The 18,072-nt window shown below is 71.7% G+C and carries 18 protein-coding genes; 10 read left to right on the forward strand and 8 right to left on the reverse strand.

Annotated features, from left to right (window positions below; genetic code table 11):
- Window positions 1–176: 176 nt before the first annotated feature.
- The 7 genes from OG500_RS33525 (at window position 177) to mdlC (ending at window position 7,219) form a co-directional block, all read left to right on the forward strand.
- Complete coding sequence (locus OG500_RS33525; RefSeq protein WP_329585699.1) at window positions 177–1,022, forward strand: lysozyme; 846 nt, start codon at window positions 177–179, stop codon at window positions 1,020–1,022.
- Between the two features lie 119 nt (window positions 1,023–1,141).
- Complete coding sequence (locus OG500_RS33530) at window positions 1,142–2,419, forward strand: cytochrome P450 (RefSeq protein ID WP_327070597.1); 1,278 nt, start codon at window positions 1,142–1,144, stop codon at window positions 2,417–2,419.
- A gap of 297 nt (window positions 2,420–2,716) precedes the next feature.
- Window positions 2,717–3,997, forward strand: a complete 1,281-nt coding sequence (locus OG500_RS33535) for an MFS transporter (RefSeq protein WP_329585703.1) — start codon at window positions 2,717–2,719, stop codon at window positions 3,995–3,997.
- 76 nt (window positions 3,998–4,073) lie between these two features.
- Window positions 4,074–4,466 (forward strand): cupin domain-containing protein, encoded by a 393-nt coding sequence (locus OG500_RS33540; protein ID WP_327070599.1) that lies wholly within the window; start codon window positions 4,074–4,076, stop codon window positions 4,464–4,466.
- Window positions 4,467–4,505: 39 nt separating this feature from the next.
- Window positions 4,506–5,135, forward strand: coding sequence for an NADPH-dependent F420 reductase (locus OG500_RS33545; protein WP_327070600.1), 630 nt, complete (start codon window positions 4,506–4,508; stop codon window positions 5,133–5,135).
- Window positions 5,136–5,227: 92 nt separating this feature from the next.
- Complete coding sequence (locus OG500_RS33550) at window positions 5,228–5,524, forward strand: hypothetical protein (RefSeq protein ID WP_327070601.1); 297 nt, start codon at window positions 5,228–5,230, stop codon at window positions 5,522–5,524.
- A 51-nt stretch (window positions 5,525–5,575) separates the two neighbouring features.
- The gene (gene mdlC / locus OG500_RS33555; RefSeq protein ID WP_327070602.1) at window positions 5,576–7,219 is read left to right on the forward strand and encodes a benzoylformate decarboxylase; all 1,644 of its coding nucleotides are present in this window, start codon (window positions 5,576–5,578) and stop codon (window positions 7,217–7,219) included.
- A 108-nt stretch (window positions 7,220–7,327) separates the two neighbouring features.
- On the opposite strand, the gene OG500_RS33560 is transcribed toward mdlC, so the two are convergent.
- From OG500_RS33560 to OG500_RS33590, 7 genes are all read right to left on the reverse strand, one after another.
- Window positions 7,328–8,050 carry a maleylpyruvate isomerase family mycothiol-dependent enzyme gene (locus tag OG500_RS33560; protein ID WP_327070603.1) on the reverse strand — a complete coding sequence of 241 codons (723 nt, stop codon included), beginning with the start codon at window positions 8,048–8,050 and terminating at the stop codon, window positions 7,328–7,330.
- An 88-nt stretch (window positions 8,051–8,138) separates the two neighbouring features.
- Window positions 8,139–8,630, reverse strand: a complete 492-nt coding sequence (locus OG500_RS33565) for a MarR family winged helix-turn-helix transcriptional regulator (RefSeq protein ID WP_327071787.1) — start codon at window positions 8,628–8,630, stop codon at window positions 8,139–8,141.
- Window positions 8,631–8,782: 152 nt separating this feature from the next.
- Window positions 8,783–9,130, reverse strand: coding sequence for a hypothetical protein (locus OG500_RS33570; RefSeq protein WP_327070604.1), 348 nt, complete (start codon window positions 9,128–9,130; stop codon window positions 8,783–8,785).
- A 31-nt stretch (window positions 9,131–9,161) separates the two neighbouring features.
- A complete protein-coding gene (locus OG500_RS33575; protein ID WP_329585709.1) occupies window positions 9,162–10,856 on the reverse strand; it encodes a sodium:solute symporter family protein in 1,695 nt (564 codons plus the stop codon).
- Between the two features lie 211 nt (window positions 10,857–11,067).
- On the reverse strand, window positions 11,068–11,583 hold the full coding sequence (locus OG500_RS33580; RefSeq protein ID WP_329585712.1) for a hypothetical protein: 516 nt from the start codon (window positions 11,581–11,583) through the stop codon (window positions 11,068–11,070).
- Window positions 11,584–11,678: 95 nt separating this feature from the next.
- A complete protein-coding gene (locus tag OG500_RS33585; protein ID WP_327070607.1) occupies window positions 11,679–12,164 on the reverse strand; it encodes a GNAT family N-acetyltransferase in 486 nt (161 codons plus the stop codon).
- A 10-nt stretch (window positions 12,165–12,174) separates the two neighbouring features.
- Window positions 12,175–13,344 carry a helix-turn-helix domain-containing protein gene (locus OG500_RS33590; protein WP_329585715.1) on the reverse strand — a complete coding sequence of 390 codons (1,170 nt, stop codon included), beginning with the start codon at window positions 13,342–13,344 and terminating at the stop codon, window positions 12,175–12,177.
- A gap of 140 nt (window positions 13,345–13,484) precedes the next feature.
- Between OG500_RS33590 and OG500_RS33595 the strand changes: the two genes are divergently transcribed.
- Together OG500_RS33595 and OG500_RS33600 are read left to right on the forward strand one after the other, a co-directional pair.
- Window positions 13,485–13,664, forward strand: a complete 180-nt coding sequence (locus OG500_RS33595; protein ID WP_327070609.1) for a hypothetical protein — start codon at window positions 13,485–13,487, stop codon at window positions 13,662–13,664.
- The gene (locus OG500_RS33600) at window positions 13,661–14,596 is read left to right on the forward strand and encodes a terpene synthase family protein (protein ID WP_329585718.1); all 936 of its coding nucleotides are present in this window, start codon (window positions 13,661–13,663) and stop codon (window positions 14,594–14,596) included. The genes OG500_RS33595 and OG500_RS33600 overlap by 4 nt, the downstream gene beginning before the upstream one ends.
- 48 nt (window positions 14,597–14,644) lie before the next feature.
- On the opposite strand, the gene OG500_RS33605 is transcribed toward OG500_RS33600, so the two are convergent.
- The gene (locus OG500_RS33605) at window positions 14,645–16,825 is read right to left on the reverse strand and encodes an amylo-alpha-1,6-glucosidase (RefSeq protein WP_329585721.1); all 2,181 of its coding nucleotides are present in this window, start codon (window positions 16,823–16,825) and stop codon (window positions 14,645–14,647) included.
- A gap of 218 nt (window positions 16,826–17,043) precedes the next feature.
- On the opposite strand from OG500_RS33605, the gene OG500_RS33610 reads away from it, so the two are divergent.
- Window positions 17,044–18,063 carry a LacI family DNA-binding transcriptional regulator gene (locus OG500_RS33610; RefSeq protein WP_327070612.1) on the forward strand — a complete coding sequence of 340 codons (1,020 nt, stop codon included), beginning with the start codon at window positions 17,044–17,046 and terminating at the stop codon, window positions 18,061–18,063.
- Window positions 18,064–18,072 lie beyond the last annotated feature (9 nt).

Raw genomic sequence — 18,072 nt, forward strand, 5'->3', positions numbered from 1 at the left:
TCTACGCGGGTCCTGGTGGGCTTCTTCCTACTGAGGTGGCCTCAGTTGTCTGGCGGGGCGCACGGATTGGCCGCTACGCTCGCCGGGCGCAGCCATGCCAATCATTGGTATGTGTGCAGCGGCACTCGCGTTCTCGCAACTGTGGCACCTCTCCCACCAGCCCATCAGGAGCGACCATGTCCCGCACTGCCCGCTACTCCCGCCTGCCCAGATCCGCCCGTCTCGGGTCCGTGCTCGCCGCCCTGCTGGTCGCCGCCGGCCTCGGCCTCGCCGCCCCGGCGCAGGCCGACACCGCCGGGCGCGGCTTCCAGCCCAGCCACCCGGACCAGGACCACGCCGGCTCCACCATCGCGGCCCACGAGGGTGTGGGCACCGGCGGTGCGCGACCGCTGGTCACCCAGACCGGCGGCATGGACGTCGCCAGCTACCAGGGCACCGTCGACTGGAGCACGGCCGCCGCCAACGGCGCAGGCTTCGCCTACGTCAAGGCCACCGAGGGCACCGGCTACACCAATCCGTACTTCGCCCAGCAGTACGACGGCTCGTACCAGGCCGGACTGATCCGCGGCGCCTACCACTTCGCGCTGCCGAACGCCTCCAGCGGTTCGGCGCAGGCCAGTTGGTTCGTCGGCCACGGCGGCGGCTGGTCCGCCGACGGCCTGACCCTGCCGCCCGCGCTGGACATCGAGTACAACCCCTACGGCGCCAGCTGCTACGGCCTCGGCCAGAGCGCCATGGTGAGCTGGATCCGGGACTTCAGCAACACCGTCGACAGCCTGACCGGCCGGTATCCCACCATTTACACCACAACCGACTGGTGGAGTTCCTGCACCGGCAACTACGGCGGCTTCGGCGCCACCAACCCGCTCTGGATCGCGCGTTACTCCAGCTCACCCGGCACGCTGCCGAACGGCTGGGCGTACCAGACCTTCTGGCAGTACGCGGACTCCGGCACCTTCCCGGGCGACCAGGACACCTTCAACGGCGCCTACAGCCGCCTGCAGGCGCTGGCCACCGGCTGACAAGCCTGCCCCCGGGCATCGCTCGTGCGGGTGAGTCCGGGGGCGTGCCAGTTTCCCGGCCCGGCGCTGCGGCGTTTGACGGTGCGTCAGGTCTGCGGAACGGGCTGAGGAGTGGTCGAGTGTCGGACCAACTGCGCACGCAGGCGCTGCCGCCCGTGGCGGACGCGGCCTTCGACCTCGCGGACCCGGCCTTCTGGCGGCTGCCCGCCGAGCAGCAGGCCGCCGCCTTCCGCCGGCTGCGCTCACTCGGCGGGCCGGTCTGGTTCGTCGAGCGGCCCGGTGGTCTGCTGCGCCGTGAGCGCGGCTTCCACGCGCTGGTGCGGCACGCCGACGTGGTCGCGGCCAGCCGCCGCCCCGAGGCGTTCCGCAGCGCGCCCGGCGTCACCACGCCGGAGCCGGCCCGCTGGGTGCGGCTGCTCTTCGGCGACTCGATGGTCAATCTGGACGACCCGCAGCACGCGCAGCTGCGCCGGATCGTCGCGCGCGCCTTCACCCCGCGGCTGCTCGGCCGGGTGGAGGCGGAGATCGGCGCGATCGCCACCCGGATCGTCGACGAGGTGATCGCCGAGCGGCCCACCGACTTCGTCCCGGCCGTCGCCGCCCAGCTGCCGTTCCAGGTCATCTGCCGCATGATGGGCATCCCCGAGGAGCACTGGCCGCTGATCCTGCGTCAGATCGACCAGGCCACCGAGCACACCGGGGTGCGCCGGCCGCTGCGGGAGCGGATCCGGGTCCCCGGGCAGGGGCTGCGGGCGCTGGCGCGGCTGCAGCGGGTGGTGGCCGAGGTGGGCCGGGAGCGGCGTCGGAACCCCACCGAGGACCTGATCTCCGCGCTGGTCGGCGCCGACCTGGACGGCCGCGGCCTGACCGGCCGTGAACTGGGCGCGTTCTTCTCGCTGTTGCTCGTCGCGGGGGTGGAGACCACCCGCAATGCGCTCGCCCACGGGCTGCACCTGCTCAGCACCCACCCCGAGCAGCGGGCCCTGCTGCTGGCCGACCCGGAGCGGCACCTGGACGGCGCGGTGGAGGAGATCCTGCGCCACGCCACGCCGATCATCCAGTTCCGCCGGACCGTGGCCGTCGACCAGGAGCTGAACGGCACCAGGCTGGCCCGGGGCGAGAAGGTGGTGCTCTTCTACGGCTCGGCCGGGCGCGACGAGGCGGTCTTCGCCGACCCCGACGCCTTCGACATCACCCGCGACCCCAACCCGCACCTGGCCTTCGGGGGCGGTGGGCCGCACTACTGCCTCGGCGCCCACCTGGCCCGGCAGGAGATGAAGGCGCTGTACCGGGAGCTGTTCACCCGGCTGCCGGAGGTCCGCTCGGTCGCAGCGCCGGAGTTGATCCCCTCCAGCTTCGACCACCGGGTGCGCTCGCTGGCCTTCACCCTCGGCTGAGCCGGCCGCTCGCGCCACGGGAGCCCGGCCGCGAAACGGGAGCCTGCCGACGAATCGGGAACCTGGTCACGAACCAGGAAAAGCAGGACGTCCCCGTACTTATGCGGCAAACCTGACGCAGTCCCGGGAGGGACTGCGGACAGTGCCCCGCCCGCCCGCTCGGGGCTCTGATCAGGGCCTCACCAGTCGCTAGCGTGGTTCGTGGTCAGTGGAGTGCCAGGGAATTTCCGTACCGGGCTTGTGACTTGCTTCGCTCCAGCTGGCCTGCTTCCTCTTCGGCAACTAAGGCTGGTGCATATGAGTACGACCGTGCAATCGGGACGGGACGGGACCCGTGGCAACCTTGCGCTGGGAGCACTCGGGCTTGGCGCTTTCGTGGTCGGTACGGCCGAACTGGTGATCGTCGGGATCCTGGACCTGGTGGCGAAGGATCTGAAGGTCTCGGTCGGTACGGCCGGCCTGCTGGTGACCGCGTACGCGCTGGGCATCTGCATCGGCGGTCCGCTGCTGACGGTGCTGACCGTGCGGCTCGGCCGCCGGGTCCTGCTCGGGATCACCCTGGCCGCCTTCATCGTCGGGAACGTGCTGGCGCTGAGTGCGGTCAACTTCGGCATGCTCGTGGCGGCCCGGGTGCTCACCGGGTCGGTGCACGGGCTCTTCGTCGGGGTGGCCTCGATGGTCGCCTCCAGCCTGGTGCCGCCGGAGCGGCGCGGCCAGGCGGTGGCGATGGTCTTCGGCGGCATCGCGGTCTCGACCGTGGTGGGTGTGCCGCTGGGCACCCTGATCGGACAGTCCATCAGCTGGCAGGCGGCGTTCGTGGGGATCGTGATCCTGGCGGCGATCGCCCTGGTGGCGGTGGTGATGCTGGTGCCCCCGGTGCCTGCGGCCACCGATTCGGGCCTTCGAGCGCAGGCGAAATTCGCCTTCGCCCCAAGGGTGTTGGGGATGCTGTCGGTCGGTCTGCTGCTGCTGGGCGGCGAGTTCGCGGCCTTCACCTACATTTCGAGCTTCCTGCAGGACGTGACCAAGGTCTCCGGTGGTGCGGTCAGTGGCTTCGTGCTCGCCTTCGGCGTCGCAAGTGCGGTGGGTGCCATTGTCGGTGGCCGGTTCGCCGACCGCAATGCCTCCAACACGCTGCTGGTCTGCAACGTCGGCCTGGTGGTGGCGCTGGTGCTGCTCAAGCTGGTCGGCGCCAGTCCCATCCCGGTGATCATCGTGCTGGCCCTGTGGGGCCTGGTCGGCTTCGGCCTGACGCCGGCCTTCCAACTGCGGGTGATCGGTCTGGCCGGCCCTGGTGGCGGCCTGGCGGCGACCCTGGGCGCCTCGGCGGTCAACGCCGGTATCGCGGTGGGCGCGGCCGTCGGCGGCTGGGCCGAGGGCAGCCACGGCGCGGGCGCCGTGGTGGTGACCGGCGCGATCATCTGCGCGGTCGGTCTGCCGGTCACCTGGGCCTCGCGGTTCCTGACCCCGCCCGCCGCGGAGCCGCTCGCCGGGTCCTCGTCCGGTGTGACGGTCGCGGCGGCGGACGAGGGCGCGGCCGGGTTGGCCGCCGACTCCGCGGTGCTCCAGGCCGACTGACCCCTGAAGCAACCCGTAGCGGACTGACGCGGCACCGCCGCTCGGCGGTGCCGCCCGTTTGAGAGAGGGGATGTCCATGAAGGTCATATCGAAGGCCGGCCTGCCCAGCATCGTGATCAACGGGGAGACCGCCGCGCACATCTTCCAGGGGGTCGCGGCGGGGACCACCGTCTCGGCGTTCATCGTGGACGTGAGCGGTGAGGTGGGTCCGGACCGGCACACCCACCCGTACGACGAGGTGTTCGTGATCGTCGAGGGCCGGGTCAGAATCCAGGCCGGCGACGAGACGATCGACGGGACCCCGGACTCCATCGTGGTGGTGGAGGCGGAGGTCCCGCACACCTTCTACAACCTGGGCCCGGGCCCGGCCCGGATGGTGAACATCCACGCGGCCGAGCGGGCGGTGACCAACTTCACCACCGACGCGCACGGCCACAACGACAGCTACGAGTACGCCCACGAGAACTGACGCTTCGTCAGGCCGTGCACTCTTCGAAAGGTCGCCTTGATGGACATCGGCATTCTGGGCAGCGGGATGATCGGCTCGGCGGTCGGCCGGCTGCTGGTGGACGCGGGCCACAAGGTGGCGATCGCGAACTCGCGGGGCCCCGAGTCGCTGGAGCAACTCGTCAGTGAGCTCGGTCCGTTGGCGACCGCCGCCAGCATCCCGCAGGCCATCGCCTTCGGTGACCCCGTGGTGGTGCTGGCGATTCCGTTCGGCCGCTACCAGGACCTGCCCGCCGCCGAGCTGGCGGGCAGGATCGCGGTGGACACCACGAACTACACCCCCGCGCGGGACGGGCGGATCGGCGAACTGGCCTCGGGCTCGGTGACCTCGAGTGAGCTGATCGCCGGTCACCTGCCCGGCACCCGACTGGTGAAGTCGCTGAACACGCTCTACTACCGCACGATGCTGGAGCGGGCCAGGCCCGGCGCTCCGCGGGCCGAGCGCACCGCCTTCTTCGTGGCCGGTGACGACGCGGAGGCGAACGCGCTGGTCGCCCGCCTGGTCGAGGAGATCGGCTTCGCGGCCGTGGCCACCGGTTCGCTGCGCGAGGGCGACGCCCGGCAGGGCACCGGCTCCGCGGTCTTCAACGTGCCGCTGCTGGTGGACCAGGTGCGGCGCGAGGGCTGGTAGGCCCACAACGGTCCGGTCCCGGGGGCGAGCAGTGCCCCCGGGGCCCGGGCGATGACGGACGACAGGATCAACTGGCATGGGGAGTGGATGACATGAGCGTGCTGGAGACGATCAGGTTCCACCTGCGCGAGGGCGTCTCGGACGAGGACTTCCTGGGACGCAACCAGACGGTGGAGCGCGAGTACATGGCCAAGCGCCCGGGCTTCTCAGCCCGTTGGACCTCGAAGTCGGCCACCGGCGAGTGGCTGGTGGTGGTGCGCTGGAACAGCGTCGCGGAGGCCGAGGCGACCATCAACGAGTTCCTGAAGGCGCCCCAGACACAGGAGTTCCTGGCCGTGGTCGATCCGTCCACGGTGTCGTCGGGGCACTACGAGCTGGTCGAGGACTGATGTCGGATCGGCAGGCCGCCGAGGCCTGGGCTGGAAGGAAGTGGACAACCGGTGAGTGAGAACGCGCATGACTTCCGCACCGTACGCGAGGCAACGCTGGAGATACTCCGGCAGCTGGGGCTGACGACGATCTTCAGCAACCCGAGCCACACCGAGATGAAGCTCTTCGAGGACTGGCCGGACGACTTCCGGTTCGTGATGGGCCTGCAGGAGGCGTCCGTCGTCGGTATGGCGGACGGCTACGCCCAGGCCACCGGGCAGGCCTCGCTGGTGATCATCAACGGCGGGCCGGGGCTGGGCAACGCGATGGGGTCGGTCTACACGGCGGCCACCGCCCACACGCCGATGGTGATCCTGGGCGGCCAGCAGGCCCGCAAGATGGTGGCCGGCGAGCCCTTCCTCAACGCGCGGCACGCCACCCAGCTGCCGCAGCCGTACATCAAGTGGGCCGGTGAGCCGGCCCGCCCGCAGGACGTTCCGGCGCTGCTGGTCAAGGCGTTCCACATCGCCAACCAGGCGCCCCAGGGTCCGGTCTTCGTCGCGGTGCCGGAGGACGACTGGGTGCGCCCGGCCTCGCCCGACCCGCTGCCCAAGGTGGTCAGGAGCGCCGTGGTGCCCGACCCGGCCGCGCTGCGCGAGCTGGCGGACGTGCTGAACCGCGCCGAGCGGCCCGGCCTGGTGGCGGGCCCGACGATCGACGCGCAGGGCGCCCGGGGCGACCTGATCGCGCTGGCCGAGAAGCTCAACGCGCGGGTCTGGGGCGCGCCGGTCTGGCCGCGCTCCAGCTTCCCGGAGAACCACCCGCTCTTCGGCGGTGTGCTGCCGCCGATCCCCGAGCTGATCTCCGCCAAGCTGGAGCAGCACGACGTGGTGGTGGTGCTCGGTTCGCCCACCTTCACGCTCTTCACCTGTGCGGACCTGTTCTCCACCGAGCCCGCCGGGCCGGACCTCTCGGACCAGCCCCGGCTGCCGGCGGGCACCGAGTTCTACCACCTGACCGACAACCCGGAGGCGGCGGCCTGGTCGATGGCCGGCACCAGCTACGTGCTGCCCCCCGGCCCGGCGGTCACCGGCCTGATCCCGCTGGTGCAGGAGCGGCCCAAGGTCGCGCTGCCGCCCACCCGCGAGCCGATCCCGGTGCCGCAGCCCTCCGAACCGCTCACCCAGGCCTACCTGTTCCACCTGGTGGCGCAGGAACTCCCCGAGGACGCGGTGCTCTTCGAAGAGCTGCCGATCGCCCGCGCGGACTTCCACGAGCAGATCCCGCTGGGCGCGGACAACGGCTACTTCGCCACCGCCTCGGGCGCGCTCGGCTTCCCGTTCGCGGGCGCGGTGGGCTACGCGCTGGCCCGTCCCGAGCGGCGCGCGGTCGCGGTGATGGGCGAGGGATCGGCGCAGTACACGCTGCACGCGCTCTGGACGGCGGCGCAGCACCGGCTGCCGGTGACCTACATCATCCCGAACAACTCCGGCTACCTGTCGCTGAAGTACTACCTGCAGGAGCAGGAGTCCTGGCGGGTGGGCTGGGACCTGCCGGACCTGGACATGGCGGCGCTGGCGCGCGGCTTCGGGGTCCCCTCGGAGCGGATCGAGACGCCGGAGCAGCTGCGCGAGGCGCTGAAGTCGGCGTTCACGGTGGACGGCCCGGTGCTGCTGGACGTCGTGGTGGCCGACCCGGGGCTCTTCCGGCTCTGAGCGGCGCGTGGCGGGGCCGGCGCCGTCCCGGGGTTTCCCGGGGCGGCGCCGCGCCGTGCCCGTCGTGGCGGCTTCAGCCCCGGGCCGGGGCTCAGGGCCTGTCCGGCTCTAGCTCCAGGTGACCGCGGGCAGTGGCCAGGCGGGCGGGGCGGGCAGCGGGGCGCCGTCGACGCCGAGCGCTGCGGCGTCAGGGGTGGCGCGACCGCTGAGCCAGCCGAGCAGGGTGTGGCCCGGGCCGGTCGCGGTGGGGCCGACTGCGGCGATGTTCCAGGAGCGGTCCAGGTCCGTGGCCTCGATCCGGGCGAGCGGGAAGGCGCGGGCGGCGAGCGCGGTGGCGGTGTCGTCCAGTGCCCAGGCCACGTACGCGGCGGGCCAGTCGGCGGGCCGGTAGCCGAGGTCCAGGTCGACGTGGTGGGTCTCGAGTTCGCGCCAGCAGCGGTTGAGGGTGTACCAGGCCGGGTGCCGCCAGCCGGCCAGTGCGCTGACCAGCACCTCCCACCGGTCGGCCGGCAGCGCGGCGGCGTCGGCGGTCAGCCGGGCGAGCTGCTCGCGCAGTTCCGCGGCCAGCTCGGCGGCCGGGCGCCCGGCGCCGGCCTCGGTGGCGTGGGCGAGTTCGGCGCTGCCGGGACGCGGACCGGGCTCGGTTCCGGTGTGTGCCACCGCCAGCATCCAGCGGTAGGCGTCGATACTGCGGGACAGGTGGCTGATCACGTGGCCCCGGCTCCACCCCGGCAGCGCGGACGGCCCGCGCACCTCGGCATCGGTCAGGGCGGCGAGGCCGGTGGCGAGTCGGGCGCCGGAGCGGTCGAGTTCCTCGATGATCGTGATCATTTTTGTACCGTAGTACAGGCTGTCTGGCGTCGTCGATGCCGGTTCTTCGGGGCTATCAGGGGGTTGTCACCGGCGCGTTCCGTGCTGATTAAAGTTTTTGCAAGGAGCGGGCGGACTTCTGCCGCGGGGGAGCGGCTGTGGTGCGGCCCTCGTCCAGGTCCATGAAGACCACCGGCACCTGGTTGTCCCGCAGGACGCGGCTGAGCAGGTCGGCGAGCAGGGCCCGTTCGTCCTCGCCGAGACTGGTCGGCAGCTGGTCGACCCGGCGGCAGGTCTCGGCGTAGAACTCCTCGGCGAGTCTGCCGCCCGCCGGAGTGAGCGCGACCCAGACGGCGCGGCCGTCCCGTGGGTCGGGCACCCGCTGGACCAGGCCACGCTGGGCGGTGCGGTCCACCAGGCCGGTGAGGCTCGACTTCGCCAGCCCGAGCACCGTGCCCAACTCGCTCATGCCGTACGGATGCGCCATCAGCACGCAGAGCAGTTGCCCCTGCTGCGGCGTCAGCCCATAGGCCCGGCTCGACTCGGCGTAGGCCGAGTTCACCAGGAAGGAGGAACGCACCAGTGCGGTGACGACTCCCAGTCGTTCATTCACGTGCTCGCTCTGCTCGCTCGCGGCCTTTCCCACACGGTCAGCGTACGGCAGGCGGTGGGGTCCTGGCAGCGGTTTTGGTGGTTCGGGGCCGGTCGATCCTGGGGGTGTGCTGGGACCGAGCTGATAGTTCGTTGAGCGAATCAGTTTGGTGCATGGCCGGGTTCCGCTTCGTCGCCGGGCCCCGGTCGCAGGTCCGGCTCCGGCAGGCTGATCGGGCGCCAGCGGGCCCAGCCGGCGAAGGCCGCGGCCATCACCAGCATGCCGATGCCCACCCAGAGGTTGACGTTCACCCCGCCCGCCAGCGCCCGGTCCGCCGCGGAGGTGAACGCGGCGCCCAGCACGGTCAGCACCGCGCCGTAGCAGGTGAAGAGCGCCGCGAGGATCCAGCGCAGGTCGAGCAGGCCCGCCCTGCCGGTGCTGCCGGTGGTGGTGGCCTGTGGCGGGAGGCCGTGGCCATGGCCGTGATCGTGGCCGTCGGGCGAAGTCATCGCGTGCTGCCCCTTGGTGGAAGCTCGGGTGTCACCAGAAGATGATGTTGAGAACGGTGGCGAGCAGCAGGGCGCCGGCGCCGAGGAGGGCCGGGCTGCGGTACCAGCCCGCGTCCTGCGGCGAGGTCCGCTTCTTCAGCTCGTCGCGCGGTGTCAACGCCCAGACCAGGCCGACCAGTTCGCTGTCCGGCTTGGGTGTGGTGACCAGTGTGACGGCCACGCTCACCAGGATGTCCATGACGAAGGCGGCGCTCGCCGCCACGAAGCTCGGCCCCTGCCCCGACATGTGCAGCACGTGGTGCCGGTTCAGCTGGTCGATCGTCAGCGCCGAGGCGGTGCCTACGATCAGGCCGACCCCGCCGGCCACCGGGGTGGTCCGCTTCCAGAACATGCCGAGCACGAAGGTGGCGAAGAGCGGGGCGTTGAAGAAGGAGAAGAGCGTCTGCAGGTAGTCCATGATGTTGTTGTAGCCACGGGCGATGAAGGCCGTGCCGATCGCGATGGCGCAGCCCAGCACGGTCACCGTGCGCCCCACCCGCAGGTAGTACGCGTCCGGCCGGTCCTTCACCACGTAGGCCTGCCAGAGGTCGTACGTGAAGACCGTGTTGAACGAGCTGACGTTCGCCGCCATCCCCGCCATGAACGCGGCCAGCAGTCCGGTGATCGCCACACCCAGCATCCCGGACGGCAGCAGGTCGCGGATCAGCAGCTCGATCGCGTTGTTGTAGGTGACCCCGTTGTCGAGCGTGCCGCCGCTCGCCTTGTACCGCGCCAACTCGGGGGAGAGCACGGCCGCGAGCATCCCGGGGATCACGATCACCAGGGCGAGCAGCGCCTTCGGATAGGCGCCGATCAGCGGGGTGCGGCGGGCGGCGGACATGTCGCGAGCGGCCAACGCCCGCTGCACCTCGGCGAAGTTGGTGGTCCAGTAGCCGAAGGAGAGCACGAAGCCGAGGCCGAAGACGATGCCGATCACGGAGAGCGTGGCGTTGGAGATCCCGGTCAGGTTGCTGCCCGGCCAGGCGTGCAACTGGGCGGCGGAGTCGCTGTTCGCCGCCTTGATCCGGTCGGTCAGCCCGTGCCAGCCGCCCACCTTGTGCAGCCCGACCAGGGTGAGCGGCACCAGCATCGCCACGATCACGAAGAACTGCATCACCTCGTTGTAGACCGCGGCGGACAGCCCGCCCAGCGTGGTGTAGGCGAGCACGATCACCGCGGCGATGATGATGGACACCCAGATCGGCCAGCCCAGCAGCAGGTTGACCACCGTGGCCAGCGCGTAGAGGTTGACCCCGGCGATCAGCACCTGCGCGATCGCGAAGCTGAGCCCGTTCACCAGGTGGGCGAACGAGCCGAAGCGGCGCAGCAGGAACTCGGGCACGCTGCGCACCTGCGAACCGTAGTAGAACGGCATCATCACCAGGCCGAGCACCACCATCGCCGGCACCGCGCCGATCCAGTAGTAGTGCACGGTCGGGATGCCGAACTGCGCGCCGTTGGCGGTCATCCCGAAGATCTCGACCGCGCCCAGGTTGGCGGAGATGAACGCCAGCCCCGTCACCCAGGCGGGCAGCGAACGCCCGGAGAGGAAGAAGTCGAGGCTGGAGGCGACCGATCGCCGGGCCAGCGCGCCGATACCGAGCACCACCGCGAAGTAGACGGCGAGCAGCGCGTAGTCGATCGGCCTGGCGTTCAGCCGCAGCACGGCGGTGGCCAGCGTGGTCATGCGGTGCGGCCGGTGCTGCTCGTGATCGGCAGCAGCGTGCTCAGGGTCATCGGGATCCTCCCCCTCGGCGCCGGACAGGGCCGTCCCGTTCTAGCAACGCCCGGGCCACGCGGGCGCGCCGGTCACCCGTTGGTGGGCGCGTCGCTGGGCCGGGTGGGGCGCCTGGCCGCGTGATGGCTGGCCGGTGCGCGGTACGGCGCGGTTGCGCCGGTCACGCTCGGAGCTGGGCGTCCAGGTCAGCGCGGGCGGCACGCTCGAAGGGGATGACGGGGTGCAGCCACTCGATCATGAGGGAGAGATAGATCCCGGGCGTCATGGCGGCCACCACCAGCAGGTAGGCCGCCACCGCCAGTCTGTAGGGGACGCGGACGGCCGGACGCGGGTCGGCCCACAGCCGGAAGAACGGGATTCCCTCCTTGAACAGGTATATTCGCACACCCTCGAACGTGCCCAGCACACCGAACGCCACGAGCAGCCATGCCGAGCCGTCGAGGTGCCCACCTCGGTGGTCGTCCTCCAGGAGGCCCCGCCAGAGGCCGACCTGGAAGGCGGGCACCACGGCGAAGAGCGCCAGCGCCCAGACCCGGCGCCACCAGTACCGCAGGCCGCGCCGGACCCAGCTGGTGCCGAGCAAGGGCAAGGACAGGGCGGTCACCCCGGGTGGCTGGTCGGCCAGTTGGACGCGCGGCCAGGTGCGGGGGACGGCAGGAGTGGTCGGTTCGGGCATACCTGGAATTGTCACCCCCCCCGGCAGCGCCCCCAAGCTCCGGGGCGCCGCTCCCGACTGAGCCGGCCGGCTCACCCGGCGGCGCGACAGGGGAGCTACTCAGCGGGCCTGTCCGCCTCCACCGGGGCGGAGCCAACGGTCGTGCGGTAGAACACCTTGCTCTGTTCCGGCTCGACGCCCAGCGCGGCGTACAGCTCCAGCGCGGGCGGATTATCACGGTCGGCGGTCCACTCGACGCGCGCACAGCCCGCGGCGCGGGCCTCATCGCGCACGGCTGTCATCAGCGCCCTGGCCACTCCTCGGCGACGTGCCGCCGAGCGGACGAAGAGTTCCTTGAGGTACAGGCTGGTGTCCGCGCCGGCTGCCGGCCACAGTCGGCAGACTGCGGCGAGTCCGACGACCTGGTCGCCCTGGCGTGCGAGCAGTACCCGGGCGGCGGGCTGCCCTCCGAAGAGTGCGGCTGCCACGTCGGCGACCGGAGGAGCGATGAGCTCACCACCGTAGTACTCCTCCACTTCGCCGAGGATGGTGGCGATCACCTCGGCGTCGGCGGCGGTCGCCTGTGCGATGTCGAGTCCCATGGGCTGCCTCTCATTCGGCGGAGGGGAGCGCCAGCAGATCGCGCAGCGCCCGCACCTCCGGCAGTCGTCGGTCGGTCGTCGGCACGCTATCCGCAAGATCCCGGGCGCGGTAGAGCAGCAGAGCGGACCGGTGCTCCACGGGCACGGCCTCGATCGTCTCGACGGCCAGGCTTGCCCCTTCGGCAAGTCGTCCGTCGTGAGAGAGGCATTGGGCGCGGTCGAGTGCTACCAGCACCCGGTCGAGTCGCTGCTCCACCGGATACAGCTCCAGCGCGCGCTGCTGCTGTTCCCAGGCCCGTGCCGTGTCGTGCAACAGTGTCCATGCACTGCCACTGTGGGAGGCGAGTTGGGCAGCGTCGTAGCCGAGGGCACTTGACTGCTGATCCTCGGGGGCGAGCCGGGAGAGTGCTCGCTCGGCCCGGCGCAGCGCGTCATCGGTCTCGTCATGGCGGCCAGCGCGCGCGTGCACGCGTGCCTCCAGTGGTGCGGCCAACGCATCAGCGACACAGGGCAGGCCACCGGCTAACTGCTGAGCCCGGACCGCAAGCTCGATTGCTCCTGCGAAATCACTGCTGTAGTAGAGCTGGTAGGACTCCTGGGCGTAGATCCAGGCGAGCACCTGCCGGTCCTCGGCCTGGGTGGCTGCGGCGCGACCCGTTCGCCACCAGTCCCGGGCGCCGGGGTCGCCGAGTCGGAGCAGGGTGAGCGCGAGCAGGCCGGACAGGGACGCACACGCGGCGAGCAGGCGCCGACGGATCTGCGGCGGATGGCGGTGCGCGAGGAGCGCTCGAAGGTCCACGAAGGCGGTCAGGAGATCGTCCAGCAGCTCGCCTTCGGGCCGGTATCTGGTGGCTCGGCCGTGCCGTGCGATGGTGAACTCCCACTCCTCAAGGCTGACTGTCGTGATGTCGTCGGCGGCGAGTAGCTCGGCGAAGCCGGCTTGAACCCGGGCGGCGCGGGCAGCGCCCGGCATGCCAGGAGGACCGGCAGCGAGTGAGATCAGCAGGCCGCCGGCGTCGAGCGCAGCGTCCAATGCCTGTGCCATCGAAGTCGTGGGCTGTCGGCGCCCCGTCTCCAGGTCGCTCACGACTGTCTTCCCGCAGGCGGCGATCCGTGCAACGTCGCGCACGGATCGGGTTCCACGCAGGCGCCGCAGCGCTTCGGCGAAGGTCTCGGCCATCGGTGCCCCCGCAGGGTCCGCAGTGTCCGCAGAGATGCGGACAGGTGCGGACACTCTGTTCATCGTCACGGAGTGTGTCTGCGTCGAGACTACTCCTGTAGCCCGAAATGGGGTGCTGGTCCAGCTGAAAGCAAGGCAATATGACGATCACTCAGGTGAAGGCGAAGGTCGCCATGGAGATGTCGCGACCGGTCGCGACGCGCGCTCTGGCCTATGACCAGTTGCACGAGCGGGCATGCGTCATCTGCGGCGATGCAGACGGGCCGCTGGCCCCGGCCGTGGTCACGCGTGCCGACCATGCCGGTGGGGTGCACCGGTGACCATCACCGACCGTAGGCACGCCGACCTCTACATCAGTGCCGCGACGTTCCTCACCCAGTACCGCCTGCACCCGGACCCCGCCGGCTACCTGGCGCACGGCTACGTGGACCTCTGCCTCGCCGCGTGGCCGACCGCGAGTGGCGCGGAGTTGGACCTGGCGACGAGGTGGGCGCTGTGGACCTGGGCGGTGGATGACGTGTTCGACAGCGAGTTGGTCGGCGAATCGCCCCAGACCGTGGGCGAGTTTACCCTCTCCCTCCTGCTGGTTGCCGGTGGGAGTGCACGGCCCTCGCCGGTCGACCATCCCACGGTGCACGCGCTGGCGGAGCTGCTCGGGACTACCCGGGAGCTGATGCCGACCGGCTGGTGGCAACGCTACGTCGCCCACTTGGAAGGCTGGGTGCACGCGGCCTCCGCCAAGCTGACCGACTTCGTACAGCCGGTGCGGACCCCGACGCTGCGCGAGTACCTGACGCTCCGGCCTGCGGACGGTGCGATGCTGCTCGCCGCGATGTGGTGCGAGCTGGCCGAGCAGTGCATCACTCCCGACTGGGATGACGCCCTGGTGCAGTCACTCCTCCGCAGCTTCTCCACGGTCGGGTTCCTGACCAACGACCTCGCTGCCGACATGGCGGACAGCTTCACTGCGACGAGTGCCCTGATGGTTGGTCAAGGGCTGTCCCGCTCTGAGGCGCAGGAGCAGGTGCGGGTGCTTCTGGACGCCGAGGAGTGCCGGTTCTGGTGGCTGTACACGGCGGTCCGGGATGACGACCTCGACGCAGCGACAAGTCGTTTCGCGCTGAGTCTGGACCGGTTCCGTCGGGCGCTGACGGAGTGGACCGCCGCCAGCGCCCGCTACGTGATGGCAGGGTCGAAGACATCCCGTCGCACTGAGGAGCAGTCATGCATGGCAACCCCCTTGCTTCCGTGACCGGCCGCCCTGCGCCACCGGGCCGCGGTTGCCAAGCGTGGGGGCCGGTCAGCTTGCGCGGACCGGTGCTGCCCGCTGCACGTCCACCGTCACCGCTGCCGGGGTGTGGGCCCGCACTGTGCCGTCGGGGGTGGCGTGGACGGTGAGGGGTGCGCCGGCCACCCGCAGGCCTGTGACGGTGAGGGGGAGCAGGGTGGTGCCGGTGGCGGGGCGGAGGGTGAGGCGCCCGGCGGGGACGTCCGCCTCCAGGCCGAGCAAGGCTTGGAGGAGGGCGACGGCGGCGGCTGCCGACCAGGCCTGGGGGCGGCAGGAGGCGGGGTAGGGGGCGGGGCGGCGGGAGGCGTGGCGGGGGGTGCCGGCGAAGAGTTCGGGCAGTCGGGAGTCGAAGGCGGGTGCGGCGGCGATCAGGGACTCGGCCAGTCGGCGGGCGTGGTCGGAGAAACCGGCCCGGGCCAGGCCGTGCACGGCGATCGCGGTGTCGTGCGGCCAGATGCTGCCGACGTGGTAGCCGAGCGGGTTGTAGCCGCCGTTTCCGGTGGCGTAGGTGCGCAGGCCGTAGCCGTCCGCCAGGCCCGGGTGCAGCAGGCGGTCGGCGACCAGGCGGCTCTCGGCGGCGTCGAGCAGGCCGGTGCCCAGCAGGTGGCCCATGCCCGAAGTGACCGAGTCCACCGGGCGCTTGTCGGCGTCGAGTGCGATGGCGGGGTAGCGGCCGTGCTCGTCGGCCACCCAGAAGCTGCGGCGGAACGCCTGCTGGAGGTGGGCGGCCCAGTCGCGGTAGCGGGGGGCGCCGGGGCGGCCGAAGGCGTCCAGCAGGTCGGCGCCGGCGAGTGCCGCCTGGTGGGCGTAGGCCTGGACCTCGCAGAGTGCGATGGGGGCCTTGGCCTGGGAGCCGTCGCGGAAGCGGATCGAGTCGCCGGAGTCCTTCCAGCCCTGGTTGGCCAGGCCGGTGCCGGTGGCGTCGATGTACTCCAGCAGGCCGTCGCCGTCCGGATCGCCGTACTCCGTCAGCCAGCTGAGGGCGGCTTCGAGGTTCGGCAGCAGTGCGGCGACCTCGGCGTCCGGCAGGCCCCAGCGCCAGGCGTCGTGCAGCAGCGAGATCCACAGCGGGGTGGCGTCGATGGTGCCGAAGTAGCGCGGGGGCAGCCGGGTGCCGCCTGCCAACGCCTGCTGCTCGGCGCGGACTTCGTGCAGGATCTTGCCGGGCTGCTCCTCGGTGGCGGCGACGGTGGCCCGGCCCTGGCGGCGGGCCAGGGTGCGCAGGGTGCCCGCGGCGAGGCCGGTGCCGAGGGGGAGCAGCATCCGGGCCGTCCACAGCGAGTCGCGGCCGAACAGGGTGAGGAACCAGGGGGCGCCGGCCGCTGCGAACAGGTCGCCGGGAGCCTCGGGGTCGGCCAGCAGCAGGCGGCTCAGGTCCTGCTCGGACTGGCTCAGCAGGCGGGCGAAGTCGGCGTCGGCGCAGCTGACTTCGAGCGTGTCCCAGGGGCGCTCGGTGGCCGCGACGGGGGCGAAGGGGGTGGGGGTGCCGCTCTCGGCACGGGCGGTGAGCACCCGGCGCCAGGTCTGGCCGGGGGCCAGGGAGAGCGGGAAGAGCAGGGTGCCCTCGTCGCCGTCGGCACCGATGGTCGCATCGTCGCTCGTGGCGCCGTCGGCGGTGGCATCGCCAGCGGTCAGGGTGAGCCGGTCGCCGCCCGCCGTCCAGGCCAGCCCCGACCCCTCGCAGGCGGCCGGAACCGTGGCGGGTCGCGCGCCCGCCTTGACGGCGTCCATCGCGGCGAAGTCCGCCCGCGCGGTGACCCGCAGCGTGCACGCCACCTGCTGGGAGCCGTGGTTGGTCACCTCGATCAGCTCGGTGAAGCGGGCCGGCGCCACCGAGCGCTCCCGGCGCAGCGTGACGGCGGGGTCGGCCGTGCTCTGCCCGACCTGGCGCAGCACTGCCTCGAAGAGGGCGCGATCGGCCGCCTCGGTCACCGCGTTGGTCGCCGCGAGCCGCACCCCGTCGACGGTGACGTGCAGCGAGCGCAGGTAGCGCCGGTCACCGTGGTAGAAGCCGTCGACGGCCGACTCGAGGTCGCCGTCGGACCGCGAGGCCACGAAGGAGGGCGCCCACAGGACGATCCTGGCGTCGTGGACGAACGGCTGACCTTCCGTCTGCGACGTGGCAGCGGAGGAGGATTGGGCGGTGAGGTGCTCAGCGGCCGGCGGGGTGGGGCGAGAGCTGTCGTGCGTCATCTTCTGAGGACCTCGACCTTCTTGATTTCCCGGGAGCGGCGTGTACAGTCAGCGTCGATCGGAGAGTTGGAACGATCCAATCGATCCGACCAACACCGTACCCGAAACATCGGATGGCGCAGGAGATGGACAAAGACGTTCCCTCGCACGGGGTTTCCCAGTCCCCGTCGGCCTCCCGGTCACGGACCGCGCCGCAACCCCGGTCCCGTCCCGCGACCATGGCCGAGGTCGCGGCCCACGCGCAGGTCGGCCGGCAGACGGTCTCGAACGCGATCAACAGCCCCGAGCTGCTGCGCCCCGAGACCCTCGCCCGGGTCCGGGCGGCGATCGACGAGCTGGGCTACCGGCCGCACGCCGCCGCCCGCTCGCTGCGCCGCCGCGAGTCGCGCACCCTGGGCTACGCGTTGGAGCCCAGCATCGCGGGCCGCTCCAACGCGGTGCACGACCGCTTCCTGCACGCGCTGACCGAGGCGGCCGACGCGGTGGGCCACCGGCTGCTGGTCTTCCCGGCCGCCGACGCCGAGCAGGAGATCGAGCGCTACGACCAACTCCTGCGCGAGCAGGCGGTGGACGCGTTCGTGCTGGACCGCACCCGCACTGCCGACCCCCGGCACCGCTGGCTGCACGACAACGGCGTGCCGTTCGTCGCCTTCGGCCGCTCCTGGGGCAAGGAGGGATTCGGCGACTGGGTGGACGTGGACGGTGCGGCGGGCACCGAGGCCGCCGCCGAGCATCTGGCAGCCGCCGGGCACGAGTTGATCGGCCTGCTCGGCTGGCCGCAGGACAGCGACGCGGGCGAGGACCGGGCCGAGGGCTGGCGCCGGGCGCTGGAGCGGCGCGGCCTGTCGCTCACCGGGCTGCGGGCCGCCGCGGTGAACTCCGCCGAGGACGCCCGCCGCGCCGCCCGGGTGCTGCTGGAGCGCGAGGTGACCGCGATCGTGGCGCTCAGCGACACGCTGGCGCTCGGCTGCTACGACGTGCTGCGCGAACGGGGGTTGCGTCCCGGGCAGGACGTGGCCGTCACCGGGTTCGACGACTCGCCGATCGCGGCCCTGCTCGACCCGGCCCTCAGCTCGGTGGAGCAGCCACTGGAGCAGGTCGCCCAGGACTGCGTGCGGCTGCTGCTGGCCCGGCTGGCCGACCCTGGACGGGAGAGCGAGCAACTGCTCCTGGCACCCCGTCTGATCGTGCGGCAGAGCTCACGGCCGGGTGCCCGGCCGGGTGGCATCCTCCGCTAGACCTTCCCC

The organism is Kitasatospora sp. NBC_01250 (assembly GCF_036226465.1).
In the GTDB taxonomy this organism is placed as follows: Bacteria; Actinomycetota; Actinomycetes; order Streptomycetales; family Streptomycetaceae; genus Kitasatospora.

Coding starts and splice junctions, on each gene's coding strand:
- OG500_RS33525 (WP_329585699.1), top strand. CDS start 177: ATGTCCCGCACTGCCCGCTACTCCCGCCTGCCCAGATCCGCCCGTCTC.
- OG500_RS33535 (WP_329585703.1), top strand. CDS start 2,717: ATGAGTACGACCGTGCAATCGGGACGGGACGGGACCCGTGGCAACCTT.
- OG500_RS33540 (WP_327070599.1), top strand. CDS start 4,074: ATGAAGGTCATATCGAAGGCCGGCCTGCCCAGCATCGTGATCAACGGG.
- OG500_RS33545 (WP_327070600.1), top strand. CDS start 4,506: ATGGACATCGGCATTCTGGGCAGCGGGATGATCGGCTCGGCGGTCGGC.
- OG500_RS33550 (WP_327070601.1), top strand. CDS start 5,228: ATGAGCGTGCTGGAGACGATCAGGTTCCACCTGCGCGAGGGCGTCTCG.
- OG500_RS33560 (WP_327070603.1), bottom strand. CDS start 8,050: ATGATCACGATCATCGAGGAACTCGACCGCTCCGGCGCCCGACTCGCC.
- OG500_RS33570 (WP_327070604.1), bottom strand. CDS start 9,130: ATGACTTCGCCCGACGGCCACGATCACGGCCATGGCCACGGCCTCCCG.
- OG500_RS33575 (WP_329585709.1), bottom strand. CDS start 10,856: ATGACCACGCTGGCCACCGCCGTGCTGCGGCTGAACGCCAGGCCGATC.
- OG500_RS33580 (WP_329585712.1), bottom strand. CDS start 11,583: ATGCCCGAACCGACCACTCCTGCCGTCCCCCGCACCTGGCCGCGCGTC.
- OG500_RS33585 (WP_327070607.1), bottom strand. CDS start 12,164: ATGGGACTCGACATCGCACAGGCGACCGCCGCCGACGCCGAGGTGATC.
- OG500_RS33590 (WP_329585715.1), bottom strand. CDS start 13,344: ATGGCCGAGACCTTCGCCGAAGCGCTGCGGCGCCTGCGTGGAACCCGA.
- OG500_RS33595 (WP_327070609.1), top strand. CDS start 13,485: ATGACGATCACTCAGGTGAAGGCGAAGGTCGCCATGGAGATGTCGCGA.
- OG500_RS33605 (WP_329585721.1), bottom strand. CDS start 16,825: ATGACGCACGACAGCTCTCGCCCCACCCCGCCGGCCGCTGAGCACCTC.
- OG500_RS33610 (WP_327070612.1), top strand. CDS start 17,044: ATGGCCGAGGTCGCGGCCCACGCGCAGGTCGGCCGGCAGACGGTCTCG.